The sequence below is a fragment of the Salmonella sp. SAL04162 genome (genome assembly GCF_046551535.1).
Classification (GTDB): domain Bacteria; phylum Pseudomonadota; class Gammaproteobacteria; order Enterobacterales; family Enterobacteriaceae; genus Salmonella; species Salmonella enterica.
Map to the genome: position 1 here is coordinate 354,178 of NZ_JBGDVX010000003.1, position 15,742 is coordinate 369,919.

11 protein-coding genes are annotated in these 15,742 nt (G+C 54.7%); 8 read left to right on the forward strand and 3 right to left on the reverse strand.

The annotated features are described in order from the left end of the window. Nucleotides 1–205: 205 nt before the first annotated feature. Nucleotides 206–823, forward strand: a complete 618-nt coding sequence (locus ACLJRH_RS08585) for a trimeric intracellular cation channel family protein (RefSeq protein ID WP_000924334.1) — start codon at nucleotides 206–208, stop codon at nucleotides 821–823. On the opposite strand, the gene ligB is transcribed toward ACLJRH_RS08585, so the two are convergent. After that, nucleotides 820–2,505: an NAD-dependent DNA ligase LigB gene (ligB, locus tag ACLJRH_RS08590; protein WP_023136643.1), complete on the reverse strand. Its 1,686-nt coding sequence runs from the start codon at nucleotides 2,503–2,505 to the stop codon at nucleotides 820–822. The two genes, ACLJRH_RS08585 and ligB, sit on opposite strands and share 4 nt — an antisense overlap. A 256-nt stretch (nucleotides 2,506–2,761) precedes the next feature. Here ligB and gmk point away from each other — a divergent pair, with 256 nt between their 5' ends. Genes gmk through recG form a run of 5 tightly spaced genes read left to right on the forward strand, consistent with a single transcriptional unit; the run spans nucleotide 2,762 to nucleotide 8,626 of the window. Continuing rightward, the gene (gene gmk, locus ACLJRH_RS08595) at nucleotides 2,762–3,385 is read left to right on the forward strand and encodes a guanylate kinase (RefSeq protein WP_000046966.1); all 624 of its coding nucleotides are present in this window, start codon (nucleotides 2,762–2,764) and stop codon (nucleotides 3,383–3,385) included. Between the two features lie 54 nt (nucleotides 3,386–3,439). Further along, entirely contained in the window at nucleotides 3,440–3,715 is a 276-nt protein-coding gene (rpoZ, locus tag ACLJRH_RS08600; RefSeq protein WP_000135058.1) for a DNA-directed RNA polymerase subunit omega, read from the forward strand. Nucleotides 3,716–3,733: 18 nt separating this feature from the next. Continuing rightward, a complete protein-coding gene (gene spoT / locus ACLJRH_RS08605) occupies nucleotides 3,734–5,845 on the forward strand; it encodes a bifunctional GTP diphosphokinase/guanosine-3',5'-bis pyrophosphate 3'-pyrophosphohydrolase (RefSeq protein WP_000280481.1) in 2,112 nt (703 codons plus the stop codon). Nucleotides 5,846–5,849: 4 nt separating this feature from the next. After that, on the forward strand, nucleotides 5,850–6,539 hold the full coding sequence (trmH, locus tag ACLJRH_RS08610) for a tRNA (guanosine(18)-2'-O)-methyltransferase TrmH (RefSeq protein ID WP_001068436.1): 690 nt from the start codon (nucleotides 5,850–5,852) through the stop codon (nucleotides 6,537–6,539). Nucleotides 6,540–6,544: 5 nt separating this feature from the next. After that, the gene (gene recG, locus ACLJRH_RS08615) at nucleotides 6,545–8,626 is read left to right on the forward strand and encodes an ATP-dependent DNA helicase RecG (RefSeq protein WP_000016744.1); all 2,082 of its coding nucleotides are present in this window, start codon (nucleotides 6,545–6,547) and stop codon (nucleotides 8,624–8,626) included. 35 nt (nucleotides 8,627–8,661) lie between these two features. Here the strand turns inward: recG and gltS are convergent, their stop codons facing one another. Further along, the gene (gene gltS, locus ACLJRH_RS08620) at nucleotides 8,662–9,867 is read right to left on the reverse strand and encodes a sodium/glutamate symporter (protein ID WP_000462249.1); all 1,206 of its coding nucleotides are present in this window, start codon (nucleotides 9,865–9,867) and stop codon (nucleotides 8,662–8,664) included. A gap of 227 nt (nucleotides 9,868–10,094) precedes the next feature. Between gltS and xanP the strand changes: the two genes are divergently transcribed. Both xanP and ACLJRH_RS08630 read left to right on the forward strand, forming a co-directional pair. Next, nucleotides 10,095–11,486, forward strand: a complete 1,392-nt coding sequence (gene xanP / locus ACLJRH_RS08625) for a xanthine/proton symporter XanP (RefSeq protein WP_000115428.1) — start codon at nucleotides 10,095–10,097, stop codon at nucleotides 11,484–11,486. 120 nt (nucleotides 11,487–11,606) lie between these two features. After that, on the forward strand, nucleotides 11,607–13,316 hold the full coding sequence (locus ACLJRH_RS08630; RefSeq protein ID WP_000766650.1) for an AsmA family protein: 1,710 nt from the start codon (nucleotides 11,607–11,609) through the stop codon (nucleotides 13,314–13,316). Between the two features lie 102 nt (nucleotides 13,317–13,418). Here the strand turns inward: ACLJRH_RS08630 and yicI are convergent, their stop codons facing one another. Continuing rightward, nucleotides 13,419–15,737: an alpha-xylosidase gene (gene yicI / locus ACLJRH_RS08635; RefSeq protein ID WP_000703009.1), complete on the reverse strand. Its 2,319-nt coding sequence runs from the start codon at nucleotides 15,735–15,737 to the stop codon at nucleotides 13,419–13,421. Nucleotides 15,738–15,742 lie beyond the last annotated feature (5 nt).

The following is a 15,742-nucleotide window of genomic DNA, read 5'->3' on the forward strand; positions in this document are numbered from 1 at the left end:
TTATCTAAGTCAAAATAGAAAAACCTCGCATACAATAAACCACAAAAATGATGTTCAATTTATTGATATTTATAATAAATAATTATTAATCATAAATTTAAAATCATTACTAAAATTTATTAATCGTGTAATGCCTTAGAAAATCTCAATCGTGATACAGCGCACAAATCGTTAATCTTCGCCCCCAGTAAATTAGGGGGAAATCATGCTGTTGCACGTTCTTTATTTAATTGGCATCACTGCCGAGGCCATGACGGGCGCACTCGCTGCGGGTCGTCGTCGCATGGATACATTCGGCGTAATTATTATTGCTACCGCCACTGCCATTGGTGGAGGATCGGTTCGCGACATTCTGCTCGGTCACTATCCGCTGGGTTGGGTGAAGCATCCCGAATATGTCATTATTGTGGCGACTGCCGCTGTATTGACCACCATTGTTGCCCCCGTCATGCCCTATTTACGCAAGCTTTTCCTGGTACTTGACGCGCTGGGGTTGGTGGTTTTCTCTATTATTGGCGCTCAGATAGCCCTTGATATGGGCGAAGGGCCAATTATCGCCGTGGTAGCCGCCGTCACTACCGGCGTCTTTGGCGGCGTGCTCCGCGATATGTTCTGCAAACGCATTCCACTGGTGTTTCAAAAAGAGCTATATGCCGGCATTTCGTTCGCCTCGGCGGTGCTCTATATTGCGCTGCAACATTACGTCATGAATCCGGATGTCGTCGTTATCTCTACGTTACTGTTTGGCTTTACAGCAAGGTTATTAGCGCTACGTCTTAAACTTGGCCTGCCGGTATTTTATTACCGCCATGAAGGGCACTAAGACCCAAATCCGGGAATATGCTGAGCAGCCAGCCATCTGCTCAGCGCTTTGATCTGCGGATTATTCCGCCAGTCGATGACTCTCCCGGCACGACGCTCGCCCGTCGCTGGTAACTGCCGCCAGTGTTGCTCTGTTCGCATTAATAACTGCTCCCATGAACGATCGCCGCAGGCCTGTAATGCAGCCTGCGTTAAGGGGATATCCATCGCCATGATCCAGCGGGTAAACGACTGCCGGCGCGCCAGGTTAAATTGCCGCCATATCTGCTCGCTTTTTCCTTTAGCAAAGCCTGGCGTGTGGGCTATTTGCGCTGACGTCAGGGCAAGCCAGGAGAAGATATGCTCAAAGCGATGCGTCTGATGCAAGGCCCGCCAGCTGGCTTCGCCCATTCCGTCCAGACCCAACGCCGACCGTGACCCCAGCCATACCAGCCTGGAGATAAACTGTTCCTGACACGTTGCCGACGCGTAAAAGCAGGTCAGCGAGTTGAAATGGCTATCAGGCGGTACAGGCTTACTCCGCTCACGACTCCGCCAGACGACCTCATCAAGCCGGGGAATGCCTTGCCCGGCCAGACTCACCAGGATCTGATCGCCCGGCGCGATATCCCACGCTTCCCAACGTTTCACAGAGCCGATATTGACCCGCTGAACCCGCTTATCATCCAATATAACGGGGACAAGCGACGCTACTACGGTAATTTTGCCGCTTTTCCCCACCGAGAACTGAATAGCGCTCACTTGCGCGACCTGCGCTACTGGCGGATATTTCCATGCTGCCAGCCAGTCGCCCTGCCCGGGTCGCCAGTATTGTGCCGCGGGCTCTTTAGCCATGCGTATCACTACGCCATCCGTCACAAAGGGCAACGCTGACGTCAGCCATGACTGGCGCGCCCGCTCGACCTCGCTGGCATCTTTTACCGCCAGGGTATATTTCTTCGTCAGACTGAATCCAGCCTTAGCAAGTTGGCTTAATCTTTCGGGCATATTTGCCGGACCGTCCGGCCACGCCCAAATAAAAATACCCAACGAATTTAGCGCGGAGGCGTTATCCTGGCGCATTAACATTCCTGCGACTTTCGAGCGCGCATTCATCCCGCCCATCCGTTGCTGGATATGCCCCTCGCGCTGTAGAAAGATTTCGCCCTGCAACACCGCGTTAGCAAGCGCGCCTTGTGTTGTCTGCGGTATAGAGGGGATCAGGCGAATTTTTGGCGTCCAGTCCTCGCCTTGTAGTCCGTTACCCCGGCTGATAGCCCTGGTCAGTTTACCGTTTTGATAAACCAGCGTTACCGCTACGCCATCCACTTTTGGTTGTACCCAAAGCTCGCTGCGCCCGCGCATCCACTGTTCTACCGCCTGTCGGTCCGCGAGTTTGCGTACGCCCGTATGCGCAACAGGGTGCATTGTTGTACCGTTTAACGGCGGTGAAACCGGAGTAGATGATACATCCTGACCAACACAGCGTTGCCACTGAACCAGCCTTGCGCTGAGTTGGTCGTACACACTATCGTCAACCGCGCTAACACCTTGTTTCCAGTAGATGTCATTCCAGTCAGCGAGCTGTTGCTGTAAACGGGCGATTTCTTCAGCGGCCCTTGCTGGCGGCCAGGTCGGGCAAAGCGCCCCACTCTGCGAATGCCACAATAAAATTCCCCACGCCATGCTTTTCCATAATCTCATCACGACCTCCTGCGCACATTGCCCGGCAGGTATAGCGCTTTAGTGAATAAAAACCGACAGGTAAAAATGCATCATCCGAGCCACTTTCCAGATTTTTTGGTGGGTTGCTGCAACGACGCGATAAAAGCGGAAAAAGGGACGCAAAATGCAATAATCTGGCGCAAAAAGTGTGACAAAGACTACGTCGCATAACGGCGATGTGTATAATAAGCCCGTATCAAGGCTCTATTTCGATAATCACAGACGTAAGATACTCATGGCTCAAGGTACGCTTTATATTGTTTCTGCCCCCAGTGGCGCGGGTAAATCCAGCCTGATTCAGGCTTTATTAAAAACCCAACCGTTGTATGACACTCAGGTTTCCGTTTCACATACCACGCGCGCGCCGCGTCCGGGTGAAGTGCACGGTGAGCACTATTTCTTTGTAAATCATGATGAGTTTAAAACCATGATTGGCAGGGAGGCGTTTCTGGAGCACGCGGAAGTGTTTGGCAATTACTACGGCACTTCGCGCGAAACCATTGAGCAAGTGCTGGCAACCGGCGTTGATGTTTTTCTGGATATCGACTGGCAGGGCGCCCAGCAAATTCGCGAAAAGATGCCGCAAGCACGCAGCATTTTTATTTTGCCTCCGTCAAAGATCGAATTGGATCGCCGTTTACGCGGTCGCGGGCAAGATAGCGAAGAAGTCATTGCCAAACGAATGGCGCAAGCGGTTGCAGAAATGAGCCATTACGCCGAATATGATTATCTTATTGTGAATGACGACTTTGATACCGCGTTAAGCGACTTGAAAACCATCATTCGCGCTGAACGTCTGCGTATGAGCCGCCAAAAGCAGCGTCATGACGCTTTAATCAGCAAATTGTTGGCAGACTGAACCCACTTTCAGTATCATGCCCAGTCATTTCTTCACCTGTGGAGCATTTTAAGTATGGCACGCGTAACTGTTCAGGACGCTGTAGAGAAAATTGGTAACCGTTTTGACCTGGTACTGGTCGCCGCGCGTCGCGCTCGTCAGATGCAGGTAGGCGGAAAGGATCCGCTGGTACCGGAAGAAAACGATAAAACTACCGTTATCGCGCTGCGCGAAATCGAAGAAGGTCTGATTAACAACCAGATCCTTGACGTCCGCGAGCGCCAGGAACAGCAAGAGCAGGAAGCCGCTGAATTACAAGCCGTTACCGCTATTGCTGAAGGTCGTCGTTAATCACAAAGCGGGTCGCCCTTGTATCTGTTTGAAAGCCTGAATCAACTGATTCAAACCTACCTGCCGGAAGACCAGATTAAGCGTCTTCGGCAGGCGTATCTCGTTGCACGTGACGCTCACGAGGGCCAGACACGTTCAAGCGGTGAACCCTATATCACGCACCCGGTAGCGGTGGCCTGTATTCTGGCCGAGATGAAACTCGACTACGAAACGCTGATGGCCGCTCTGCTGCATGACGTGATTGAAGATACCCCCGCCACCTATCAGGACATGGAACAGCTTTTCGGTAAAAGCGTTGCCGAGCTGGTAGAGGGGGTGTCGAAACTTGATAAGCTCAAGTTCCGCGATAAGAAAGAGGCGCAGGCCGAAAACTTTCGCAAAATGATTATGGCGATGGTGCAGGATATCCGCGTCATTCTCATTAAGCTTGCTGACCGTACCCATAACATGCGCACGCTGGGCTCATTACGCCCGGATAAACGTCGTCGTATTGCCCGCGAAACGCTGGAAATCTACAGTCCTCTGGCGCACCGTTTAGGTATTCATCACATTAAAACCGAGCTGGAAGAGCTGGGTTTTGAAGCGCTGTATCCCAATCGTTACCGCGTCATCAAAGAAGTGGTAAAAGCGGCGCGCGGCAACCGTAAAGAGATGATCCAAAAAATCCTCTCTGAAATCGAAGGACGCTTGCAAGAGGCGGGAATTCCGTGTCGCGTTAGCGGTCGCGAAAAACATCTTTACTCGATCTACTGTAAAATGGTGCTCAAAGAGCAGCGTTTTCACTCGATCATGGACATTTACGCGTTTCGCGTCATCGTTCATGACTCCGATACCTGCTATCGCGTACTCGGCCAGATGCACAGTCTCTATAAGCCGCGTCCGGGACGCGTGAAAGACTATATAGCCATTCCCAAAGCGAACGGCTATCAGTCTTTGCACACCTCGATGATCGGCCCGCACGGCGTTCCTGTTGAAGTCCAGATCCGTACCGAAGATATGGATCAGATGGCGGAAATGGGGGTCGCGGCGCACTGGGCGTATAAAGAACACGGTGAGACCAGCACCACGGCGCAGATCCGCGCCCAGCGCTGGATGCAGAGCCTGCTGGAGCTACAACAGAGCGCCGGTAGTTCGTTTGAATTTATCGAAAGCGTAAAATCCGATCTCTTCCCGGATGAGATTTACGTTTTCACCCCGGAAGGACGCATTGTCGAACTGCCCGCTGGCGCTACGCCGGTGGATTTTGCCTATGCAGTGCATACCGACATCGGTCACGCCTGCGTCGGCGCGCGTGTCGACCGGCAGCCTTATCCGCTGTCGCAGCCGCTTAGCAGCGGTCAGACCGTCGAAATTATTACCGCGCCAGGCGCGCGTCCCAACGCCGCCTGGCTGAACTTTGTCGTCAGCTCTAAAGCGCGCGCTAAAATTCGTCAGTTGCTGAAAAACCTCAAACGTGATGACTCCGTAAGCCTGGGCCGTCGTCTGCTTAACCATGCTTTAGGCGGTAGTCGTAAGCTGGCGGAAATTCCGCAGGAAAATATTCAGCGCGAATTGGATCGTATGAAGCTGGCAACGCTTGACGATCTGCTGGCGGAAATCGGTCTCGGCAACGCGATGAGCGTAGTGGTCGCGAAAAATCTGCAGCAAGGCGAAGCCGTGGTGCCGACCGTTGCGCAATCGAATCACGGCCACCTGCCGATTAAAGGCGCGGATGGCGTGCTTATCACCTTTGCGAAGTGTTGTCGTCCGATCCCAGGCGACCCGATCATCGCCCACGTAAGCCCAGGTAAAGGACTGGTGATCCACCACGAATCCTGCCGTAATATCCGTGGATACCAGAAAGAGCCAGAGAAATTTATGGCGGTCGAATGGGACAAAGAGACGGAGCAGGAATTCATTACCGAAATCAAGGTGGAAATGTTTAACCATCAGGGCGCGCTGGCTAACCTGACGGCGGCGATTAATACCACCACCTCCAATATTCAAAGCCTGAATACTGAAGAGAAAGATGGTCGCGTCTATAGTACCTTTATTCGCCTTACCGCACGCGATCGCGTACATCTTGCGAATATCATGCGCAAAATCCGCGTGATGCCAGACGTTATTAAAGTCACCCGTAACCGAAACTAGCGCTATGAATCCAAAACGTTATGCGCGTATATGCGAAATGCTCGCCAGGCGTCAGCCTGATCTCACGGTCTGCATGGAGCAAGTCCACAAACCTCATAACGTTTCTGCAATCATTCGTACCGCAGATGCCGTTGGCGTCCATGAAGTCCATGCTATCTGGCCAGGTAGCCGGATGCGTACCATGGCTTCCGCGGCGGCGGGCAGCAACAGTTGGGTACAGGTGAAAACACACCGTACCATTGGCGATGCGGTAGCCCATTTGAAAGGGCGGGGAATGCAGATTCTGGCAACCCATCTTTCTGATAAGGCCGTAGACTTTCGCGAGATTGATTACACGCGCCCGACCTGTATTCTGATGGGTCAGGAGAAAACCGGTATTACTCAGGAAGCATTAGACCTGGCGGATCGGGATATCATCATTCCTATGATCGGCATGGTACAGTCGCTGAACGTTTCCGTCGCCTCCGCGCTCATTCTTTATGAAGCCCAGCGTCAGCGTCAGAACGCGGGCATGTATCTGCGTGAAAATAGCATGTTGCCGGAAGATGAACAGCAGCGCCTGCTGTTTGAGGGCGGTTATCCGGTGCTGGCGAAAGTCGCTAAACGTAAAGGTCTGCCTTATCCTCGCGTCAATCAGCAGGGCGAAATCGACGCCGATGCTGACTGGTGGGCGACGATGCAGGCGGCAGGGTAATCACCATGTCAGGCCGCTTGTTAGACGCTGTTCCGCTCAATTCCCTGACAGGTGTCGGCGCAGCGCAAAGCAGTAAACTGGCGAAAATTGGCCTGCATACCGTCCAGGATTTGCTATTACATCTTCCTCTGCGTTACGAAGACCGTACCCATCTCTACCCCATTGGCGAACTGCTGCCTGGCATCTACGCCACCGTTGAAGGTGAAGTGCTGAACTGCAATATCACTTTCGGCGGTCGTCGGATGATGACCTGCCAGATTAGCGACGGTTCCGGCATTCTTACCATGCGCTTTTTCAATTTTAACGCGGCGATGAAAAACAGCCTGGCGACGGGGCGACGTGTGCTGGCCTACGGGGAAGCGAAGCGCGGCAAGTATGGCGCAGAGATGATCCATCCGGAATATCGCCTGCAGGGCGATCTCAGCACGCCGGAACTTCAGGAAACGCTCACCCCCGTCTATCCGACCACCGAGGGCGTGAAGCAAGCGACACTGCGCAAGCTTACCGATCAGGCGCTGGAGTTGCTCGACACCTGCGCCATTGCCGAACTACTGCCGCCGGAACTGGCGCAGGGTATGATGAGCCTGCCGGAGGCGCTACGTACCTTGCATCGCCCGCCGCCGACGCTCCAGCTCGCCGATTTAGAAACCGGCAAACACCCGGCGCAGCGGCGGCTTATTCTTGAAGAGCTACTGGCACATAATCTCAGCATGCTGGCACTTCGCGCAGGCGCGCAGCGCTATCACGCTCAGCCGCTAAGTACAAACGATACCTTAAAGCAGCAACTGTTAGCGTCGTTGCCGTTTAAACCCACCAGCGCGCAGGCGCGGGTGGTGGCAGAGATCGAACGTGATATGGCGCTCGATGTGCCAATGATGCGTCTGGTTCAGGGCGACGTCGGCTCAGGGAAAACGCTGGTTGCGGCGCTTGCCGCCTTGCGCGCTATTGCCCACGGTAAGCAGGTGGCGCTGATGGCGCCGACCGAATTGCTGGCTGAACAGCACGCAAATAATTTCCGCAACTGGTTCGAACCGTTGGGCGTTGAAGTGGGTTGGCTGGCGGGTAAGCAAAAAGGTAAAGCGCGTCAGGCGCAGCAAGAGGCTATTGCCAGTGGTCAGGTGCAGATGATTGTCGGCACCCACGCTATCTTTCAGGAACAGGTGCAGTTTAATGGGCTGGCGCTGGTCATTATCGATGAGCAGCACCGCTTTGGCGTCCACCAGCGTCTGGCATTGTGGGAAAAAGGCCAGCAGCAGGGCTTTCATCCGCATCAGTTGATTATGACCGCAACGCCTATTCCGCGCACCCTGGCGATGACTGCCTACGCCGATCTCGATACCTCGGTGATTGACGAGCTACCGCCGGGCCGTACCCCTGTCACTACCGTTGCTATTCCGGATACCCGTCGCCATGAAATCATTGATCGTGTGCGCAATGCCTGCACAACCGAAGGCCGTCAGGCCTACTGGGTCTGTACGCTGATTGAAGAGTCCGACCTGCTGGAAGCGCAGGCGGCGGAAGCTACCTGGGAGGAACTCAAGCTGGCGTTACCGGAGTTGAATATTGGCCTGGTACATGGCCGCATGAAGCCCGCCGAAAAACAGGCGGTGATGCAGGCCTTTAAGCAGGGTGAACTGCATCTGCTGGTCGCCACTACGGTGATTGAGGTGGGGGTCGATGTTCCTAACGCCAGCCTGATGATTATTGAAAACCCGGAGCGACTGGGCCTGGCGCAGCTGCACCAGCTCAGAGGGCGCGTTGGCCGTGGCGCGGTCGCATCGCACTGCGTGCTGCTCTATAAATCGCCGTTGTCGAAAACGGCGCAGAAGCGTTTACAGGTATTGCGCGACAGCAATGACGGCTTTGTGATTGCACAAAAAGATTTAGAGATTCGCGGCCCGGGGGAATTACTGGGCACGCGCCAGACGGGTAACGCCGAATTTAAAGTAGCTGATTTGCTGCGCGATCAAGCCATGATCCCCGAAGTTCAGCGTATTGCCCGTCATATTCACGAACGTTATCCGCAGCAGGCACAAGCGCTGATTGAGCGCTGGATGCCGGAAACCGAACGTTATTCCAACGCCTAATGAGCACGGCGGCTTTAATGCCGCCGTACAAACTATTATTGCGCGAAAATCGGTAACAGCAGGTACAGCTTGATTACCAACGCATTGACGATATCGATAAAGAACGCGCCGACCATCGGCACCACCAGGAACGCCATATGCGAGGGGCCAAAACGGTCGGTAATCGCCTGCATATTAGCAATGGCGGTCGGCGTTGCGCCCAGGCCAAAACCGCAGTGACCCGCCGCCAACACCGCTGCATCGTAGTTTTTCCCCATCATGCGCCAGGTGACGAAGATCGCGTACAGCGCCATGAAGATGGTCTGTACCACCAGAATCGCCAGCATCGGCAGCGCCAGCGACGCCAGTTCCCACAGCTTCAGGCTCATCAGCGCCATTGCCAGGAACAGTGACAGACTCACGTTCCCCAGCACCGAAACAGCACGCTCAAATACGCGATAAAAACCCACCAGCGCCAGGCCATTGCTGAGGATCACCCCAACAAATAGCACACAAACGAAGACCGGCAGTTCAAGCACCGTTCCCGCCAGTAGCTGCGCTACGATTTTGCCCACGGTCAGACAGATAGCAATCAGGGCGATGGTTTCGATTAGCACCAGAGAAGTGATCATACGGCCCACATCCGGCTTTTCAAAGGCTGTCGGCACGGCCTGATCGTCAGGCATTCCATCCGGCGTGGTGGAGTGTTTCACCAGATAACGCGCTACCGGGCCGCCTATCAACCCGCCCAGCACCAGGCCAAAGGTCGCACATGCCATCGCAACTTCGGTGGCATTGGCAAAACCATAACGTTCGACAAACAGTTTACTCCACGCCGCGCCGGTACCGTGTCCGCCGGACAGCGTAATTGACCCGGCAATCAGCCCCATTAACGGGTCCAGCCCCAACAGACTCGCCATGCCGATACCGATGGCATTCTGCATCAGCAGTAATCCGACCACGACGACCAGGAAGACGCCAACAACGCGTCCCCCCTTGCGCAGGCTGGCAAGGTTAGCGTTAAGGCCGATCGTCGCGAAAAACGCCAGCATCAACGGATCGCGCAGGGTCATATCAAAGTTGACCTCCCAACCGACGCTTTTTTTCAGTACCAGCAGAGCAACCGCGACCAGTAACCCCCCTGCCACCGGCTCCGGAATCGTATATTTCTTCAGTAAGGAGACAGACTGGACCAGCTTGCGACCCAGTAGCAGCACCAGCGTGGCGGCGACAAGGGTCGATAAGGTATCGAGTTCAAACATTTAAAGCTCCTGTAGTGCGCTGTGACACGTGCGCACAAATCATTTCCTGAGTCAGTTTTTTAGCTCTTTGCGAGTCTTCGGCATGGATTTTAAGCAGAAAAAGGCAAAAAGTTATATAAAAAGGTGCATTTATCTTTTTTAAATATTAAGAATATTCGCTCGCAATCGTTTGCTTTTACCACCTGGTCAGATAAAATCACCGCTTTTCCACCACGAGAATGTCCCTGATGTCCGTTAACGCCATCGAGCCGGCAGATGCGCAACCGGTTGCGCAGACGCAAAACAGCGAATTAATTTACCGTCTTGAAGATCGCCCGCCGCTCCCTCAAACACTTTTTGCCGCTTGTCAGCATCTGCTGGCCATGTTTGTCGCGGTAATCACGCCAGCGCTGTTAATCTGCCAGGCGTTGGGTTTACCGGCGCAGGATACGCAGCACATTATCAGCATGTCGCTGTTCGCCTCCGGCGTAGCCTCTATTATTCAAATCAAAGCGTGGGGGCCGGTAGGATCGGGGCTGTTATCCATCCAGGGAACCAGTTTTAACTTTGTCGCCCCGCTGATTATGGGCGGTACCGCGCTGAAAACCGGCGGCGCGGACGTCCCGACGATGATGGCGGCGCTGTTCGGCACGCTGATGCTGGCAAGCTGCACCGAGATGGTGCTTTCTCGCATTCTACATCTGGCGCGCCGGATTATCACGCCGTTAGTCTCCGGCGTCGTGGTGATGATTATTGGCCTGTCGCTGATTCAGGTGGGGCTAACCTCCATCGGCGGCGGCTATGCCGCCATGAGCGACAACACCTTTGGCGCACCGAAAAACCTGCTGCTGGCCGGCGTCGTCCTGGCCATTATTATCCTGCTGAATCGGCAGCGTAATCCCTACCTACGCGTGGCTTCTTTGGTTATTGCCATGGCGGCAGGCTATCTTTTGGCCTGGTTTATGGGCATGTTGCCTGAGAATAACGCGCCAGTCTCGCAGGACATCCTGATGGTGCCGACCCCGCTGTATTATGGTCTGGGCATTGACTGGAACCTGTTACTGCCGTTGATGCTGGTCTTTATGATTACGTCGCTGGAGACCATCGGCGACATCACCGCCACCTCTGATGTCTCCGAGCAGCCGGTATCCGGCCCCTTGTATATGAAACGGCTAAAGGGCGGCGTACTGGCTAACGGCCTGAACTCATTTGTTTCAGCGGTATTTAATACGTTCCCGAATTCCTGTTTCGGTCAGAACAACGGCGTAATTCAGTTGACCGGCGTCGCCAGCCGCTATGTGGGATTTGTCGTCGCGCTGATGCTGATTGTGCTCGGCCTGTTCCCGGCGGTAAGCGGTTTTGTGCAGCATATCCCGGAACCGGTGCTCGGCGGCGCCACGTTAGTGATGTTCGGCACCATTGCCGCCTCCGGGGTGCGTATTGTCTCACGTGAGCCGCTGAACCGCCGCGCGATTCTGATTATCGCCCTGTCGCTGGCCGTGGGTCTTGGCGTCTCGCAACAGCCGCAGATCCTGCAGTTCGCGCCGGAATGGGTGAAAAATCTGCTCTCATCCGGAATTGCCGCTGGCGGCATCACGGCTATCGTGCTGAACCTGATTCTCCCGCCGGAAAAACCGTAAAAACCCTGCGGCGGCGACGCGATTCGCCGCTGCTGTAACGCTCTTTCACCATTCCTGTCTTGAGGATTGCACGCAAATCGTGCATAAATCCCCTATGTGCATTTCACGGGATGGAAGACCATGAAATTGATTGGGAGGTTGCTTCTCTATGTGCTGATCGCCTGTTTAGTGGTGATTTTCGGCTTTTATTTTCTGCTGCAAACGCGCTGGGGCGCAGATCACATCAGCAACTGGGTATCAGAGAACAGCGGTTATCACCTCACATTCGACGTGATGGATCATCGTTTTTCCGCCCCATCCCATCTTTTACTGGAGAATGTGACCTTTGGTCGTGATGGTCAGCCTGCTACCCTGGTCGCGAAAACCGTAGATATCGGCCTGAGCATTCGCCAGTTAACCGCGCCGCTGCATGTCGACACGATTCTGTTACAGGACGGCACGCTGAATATTTCAGTGCAAACCGCACCTTTCCCGTTTGAGGCCGACCGCCTGCAACTTCGCAATATGGCGCTCAATAGTCCCGGCAGCGAATGGCGGTTGAGCGCCCAGCGCGTTAACGGCGGCGTAATGCCCTGGCGCCCCGAAGCCGGTCGGGTATTGGGCAATAAAGCCCAGATCCAACTGAGCGCCGGTTCGCTGACGTTAAACGACGTTCCCGCCACTAATGTGCTTATTGAAGGCAGTATCGACCATAATCAGGTGATGTTAAACACCGTCGGCGCCGATATGGCGCGCGGAGCGTTAACCGGCGTCGCCCGACGTAACGCTGATGGTAGTTGGGTCGTTGAAAATCTGCGGCTGAATGATATTCGGTTACAAAGCGATAAATCCCTGAGCGAGTTTTTCGCGCCGCTTACTACGGTTCCATCTTTGCAGATTGGTCGTCTTGAAGTGACGGACTCCAGCCTGCAAGGACCAGACTGGGCAGTCACCGATCTTGACCTGAGTTTGCGCAATCTGACTCTGCGCAAAGAAGACTGGCAAAGTCAGGAAGGTAAATTATCGATGAACGCCAGCGAGTTTATTTACGGCTCGCTGCACTTGCTCGATCCAATCCTGAACGCCGAATTTTCACCACAGGGCGTTGCGCTACGCCAGTTCACCACCCGCTGGGAAGGCGGTATGGTCAGAACCTCCGGCGCCTGGTTACGCGAGAGCAAAGCGCTTATTCTGGACGATACCGCTATCGCCGGGCTGGAGTATACGCTGCCGGAAAACTGGAAGCAGTTATGGATGAAGCCGTTGCCCGACTGGTTGAACAGCCTGACGCTGAAAAAATTCAGCGCCAGCCGCAATCTGGTGATTGATATCGACCCGGCCTTCCCGTGGCAAATCACCGCTCTGGACGGCTACGGCGCAAACCTGGAGCTGGTACAACATCATCAATGGGGCGTCTGGAGCGGCAATGCGACCCTCAACGCCGCAGCGGCAACCTTTAACCGTGTGGATGTGCGCCGCCCGTCGCTGTCGTTGACGGCTAATGCCAGCACGGTCAACATCAGCGATCTGAGCGCGTTTACTGGAAAAGGGATACTGGAAGCCACTGCCAGCGTATCGCAACTGCCGCAGCGTCAGACGCAAATCAGCCTGAACGGACGCGGCGTACCAATGGATGTGCTACAGCAGTGGGGCTGGCCGACATTACCGATTGCTGGCGATGGCAATATTCAGCTCACGGCCAGCGGCAATATTCAGGCCGATGCGCCGTTGAAACCGACGGTAAATGGGCAATTACACGCGGTCAACGCACAAAAGCAGCAGATAACGCAAACGATGCAAGCGGGCGTGGTGTCCGGCGGGGAAGTTACGTCAACGGAGCCAGCGCTGTAATTGAGGGCTTGCCCGGTGGCGATGGCGCTTACCGGGCTTACGGTTCTTGCTCATTTATAGGCCGGATAAGCGCAGCTCACGGCGCCATCCGGCGATTCAGATTTAAAGCGTAATCACCACTTCATTTCCCTGCGGGGTGATCACTACGCCCAGTTCACTTCCCGCATATGAGCCGCATTTGGTACCGCTAATCTGCGTAATATTACGCAGACACAGCGTCCAGTTGCGCGCCTCGCCTTCGCCGCTCACCGTAATGGTATTGCCTGTGCGTTTCGCCTGCAGCGTAAAGATTGTCGAACCATCCGTAGCAGGGACTTCGCAGACCGCTTCGCAACCGTCATCCAGATGGAATAACTGGAAGGCCGTACCCTCATGCCAGGCGTAATCGGGCTTCTGGCTATTGTTGCCCAGCGCCAGTAGTGTATTGTCACGCACGTACACTGGCAGGCTCAGGAAGCCATGCTGCTGTTTATGCCAGCGACTGCCCTGCACTTCATCGTTGCGCCACAGGTGCGTCCAGCGGCCTTCTGGCAGGTAGAACTCCACGTCGCCCGCTTCACTAAATACCGGCGCTACCATGACCGCATCTCCCAGCATGTACTGGCGATCAAGATAATCACACGCCGGATCGTCCGGGAACTCCAGCATCATCGCCCGCATCATTGGCGTACCGGCTTCGTTGGCGCGCGCCGCTTCCCGATACAGATACGGCATCATCCGGCACTTCTGTTCGGTGAAGAAGCGCACCACGTCACAGGACTCGTCGTCATAGGCCCACGGAACCCGGTAGGATTTGCTACCGTGCAGGCGGCTGTGGCTGGAGAGCAAGCCGAATGCGCACCAACGCTTGTAGACATGCGCCGGCGCGGTATTCTCGAATCCGCCAATATCATGGCTCCAGAAGCCAAATCCTGACAGGCCAATGGACAGCCCGCCGCGCAGGCTTTCCGCCATCGATTCGTAGTTGGCGTAACAGTCGCCGCCCCAGTGCACCGGGAACTGTTGCGCGCCCACCGAGGCGGAACGGGCGAACAGCACCGCCTCTTCAACGCCGACGGTCTCTTTCAGCACGTTCCATACCAGTTCGTTGTAGATATAGGCATAATGGTTATGCATTTTCTGTGGATCTGAACCATCAAACCACTGCACATCCGTTGGAATGCGTTCGCCGAAGTCAGTTTTGAAGCAGTCCACTCCCATCTCCACCAGGCCCTTCAGCTTGTCGGCATACCATTCGCAGGCTTGCGGGTTGGTGAAGTCGTAAATCGCCAGTCCCGGCTGCCATTTATCCCACTGCCACAAGGAGCCGTCCGGGCGTTTAAGCAAATACCCTTTCTCTTTTAGCTCCTGGAAGACCGGGGATTTCTGGCCGATGTAGGGGTTAATCCACACGCAGACTTTCAGCCCTTTCGCTTTCAGGCGGCGAATCATCCCTTTCGGATCGGGGAAAGTCACCGGGTCCCATTCAAAATCGCACCACTGAAAAGCTTTCATCCAGAAACAGTCGAAGTGGAAGACGTGCAGCGGTAGATTGCGCTCGGCCATACCGTCGATAAAGCTGTTAACGGTCGCTTCGTCGTAGTTGGTGGTAAATGAGGTGGTCAGCCACAGGCCAAACGACCAGGCGGGCGGCAGCGCCGGACGACCCGTAAATTGGGTATAGCGGTTCAGCACGTCTTTCGGGGTCGGGCCGTCGATGACGAAGTATTCCAGATACTCGCTCTCGACGCTGAACTGAACTTTGGAGACTTTCTCGGAGCCAATTTCAAACGACACGCACTGCGGATGGTTTACCAGCACACCGTAGCCACGGTTGGTGATATAGAACGGGATGTTCTTGTAAGACTGCTCGGTACTGGTGCCGCCGTCGCGGTTCCAGGTCTCCACCGTCTGCCCGTTACGCACCAGCGCGGTAAAGCGCTCGCCCAGCCCGTAGACGGTTTCGCCCACGCCGAGATCCAGACGCTCGAACATGTAGTTGCGCCCGCTATTGGTGTCCTGCACATAGCCGTTATTTTTCAACTGACTACCGGTGATACGTACACCGTTGCGCAGAAAATCCAGAGACCAGAGCTCGCCTTTGGTGACGCGCACGCTCAGGCTGCCGCTCTTGAGTTCGGCAAATTCGGCGTTGTTCTGCATCTCTACGTTGATATCTTGCAAGACATTGAGTGGATAATGTGGGCCGTTATCCAAAGCGCCCTGGAAGTGTTCCATCCGTACACCTATCACTCCTTCCTGCGGCGAGAAAAAGCGCAAGGTAAACAACGGGGTATCCAGTTGCCAGGTTCGTTCGCGGACATCGCGCGGCGCGGCATAGACCACCATCTCATTCCCCTGCTGTTCAACGTCGAACACCTGAACCGGGTGAATCAAATTAAGGCCAGGCTGGATCAGCCAGTTTCCGTCGCTAATTTTCATAGTCT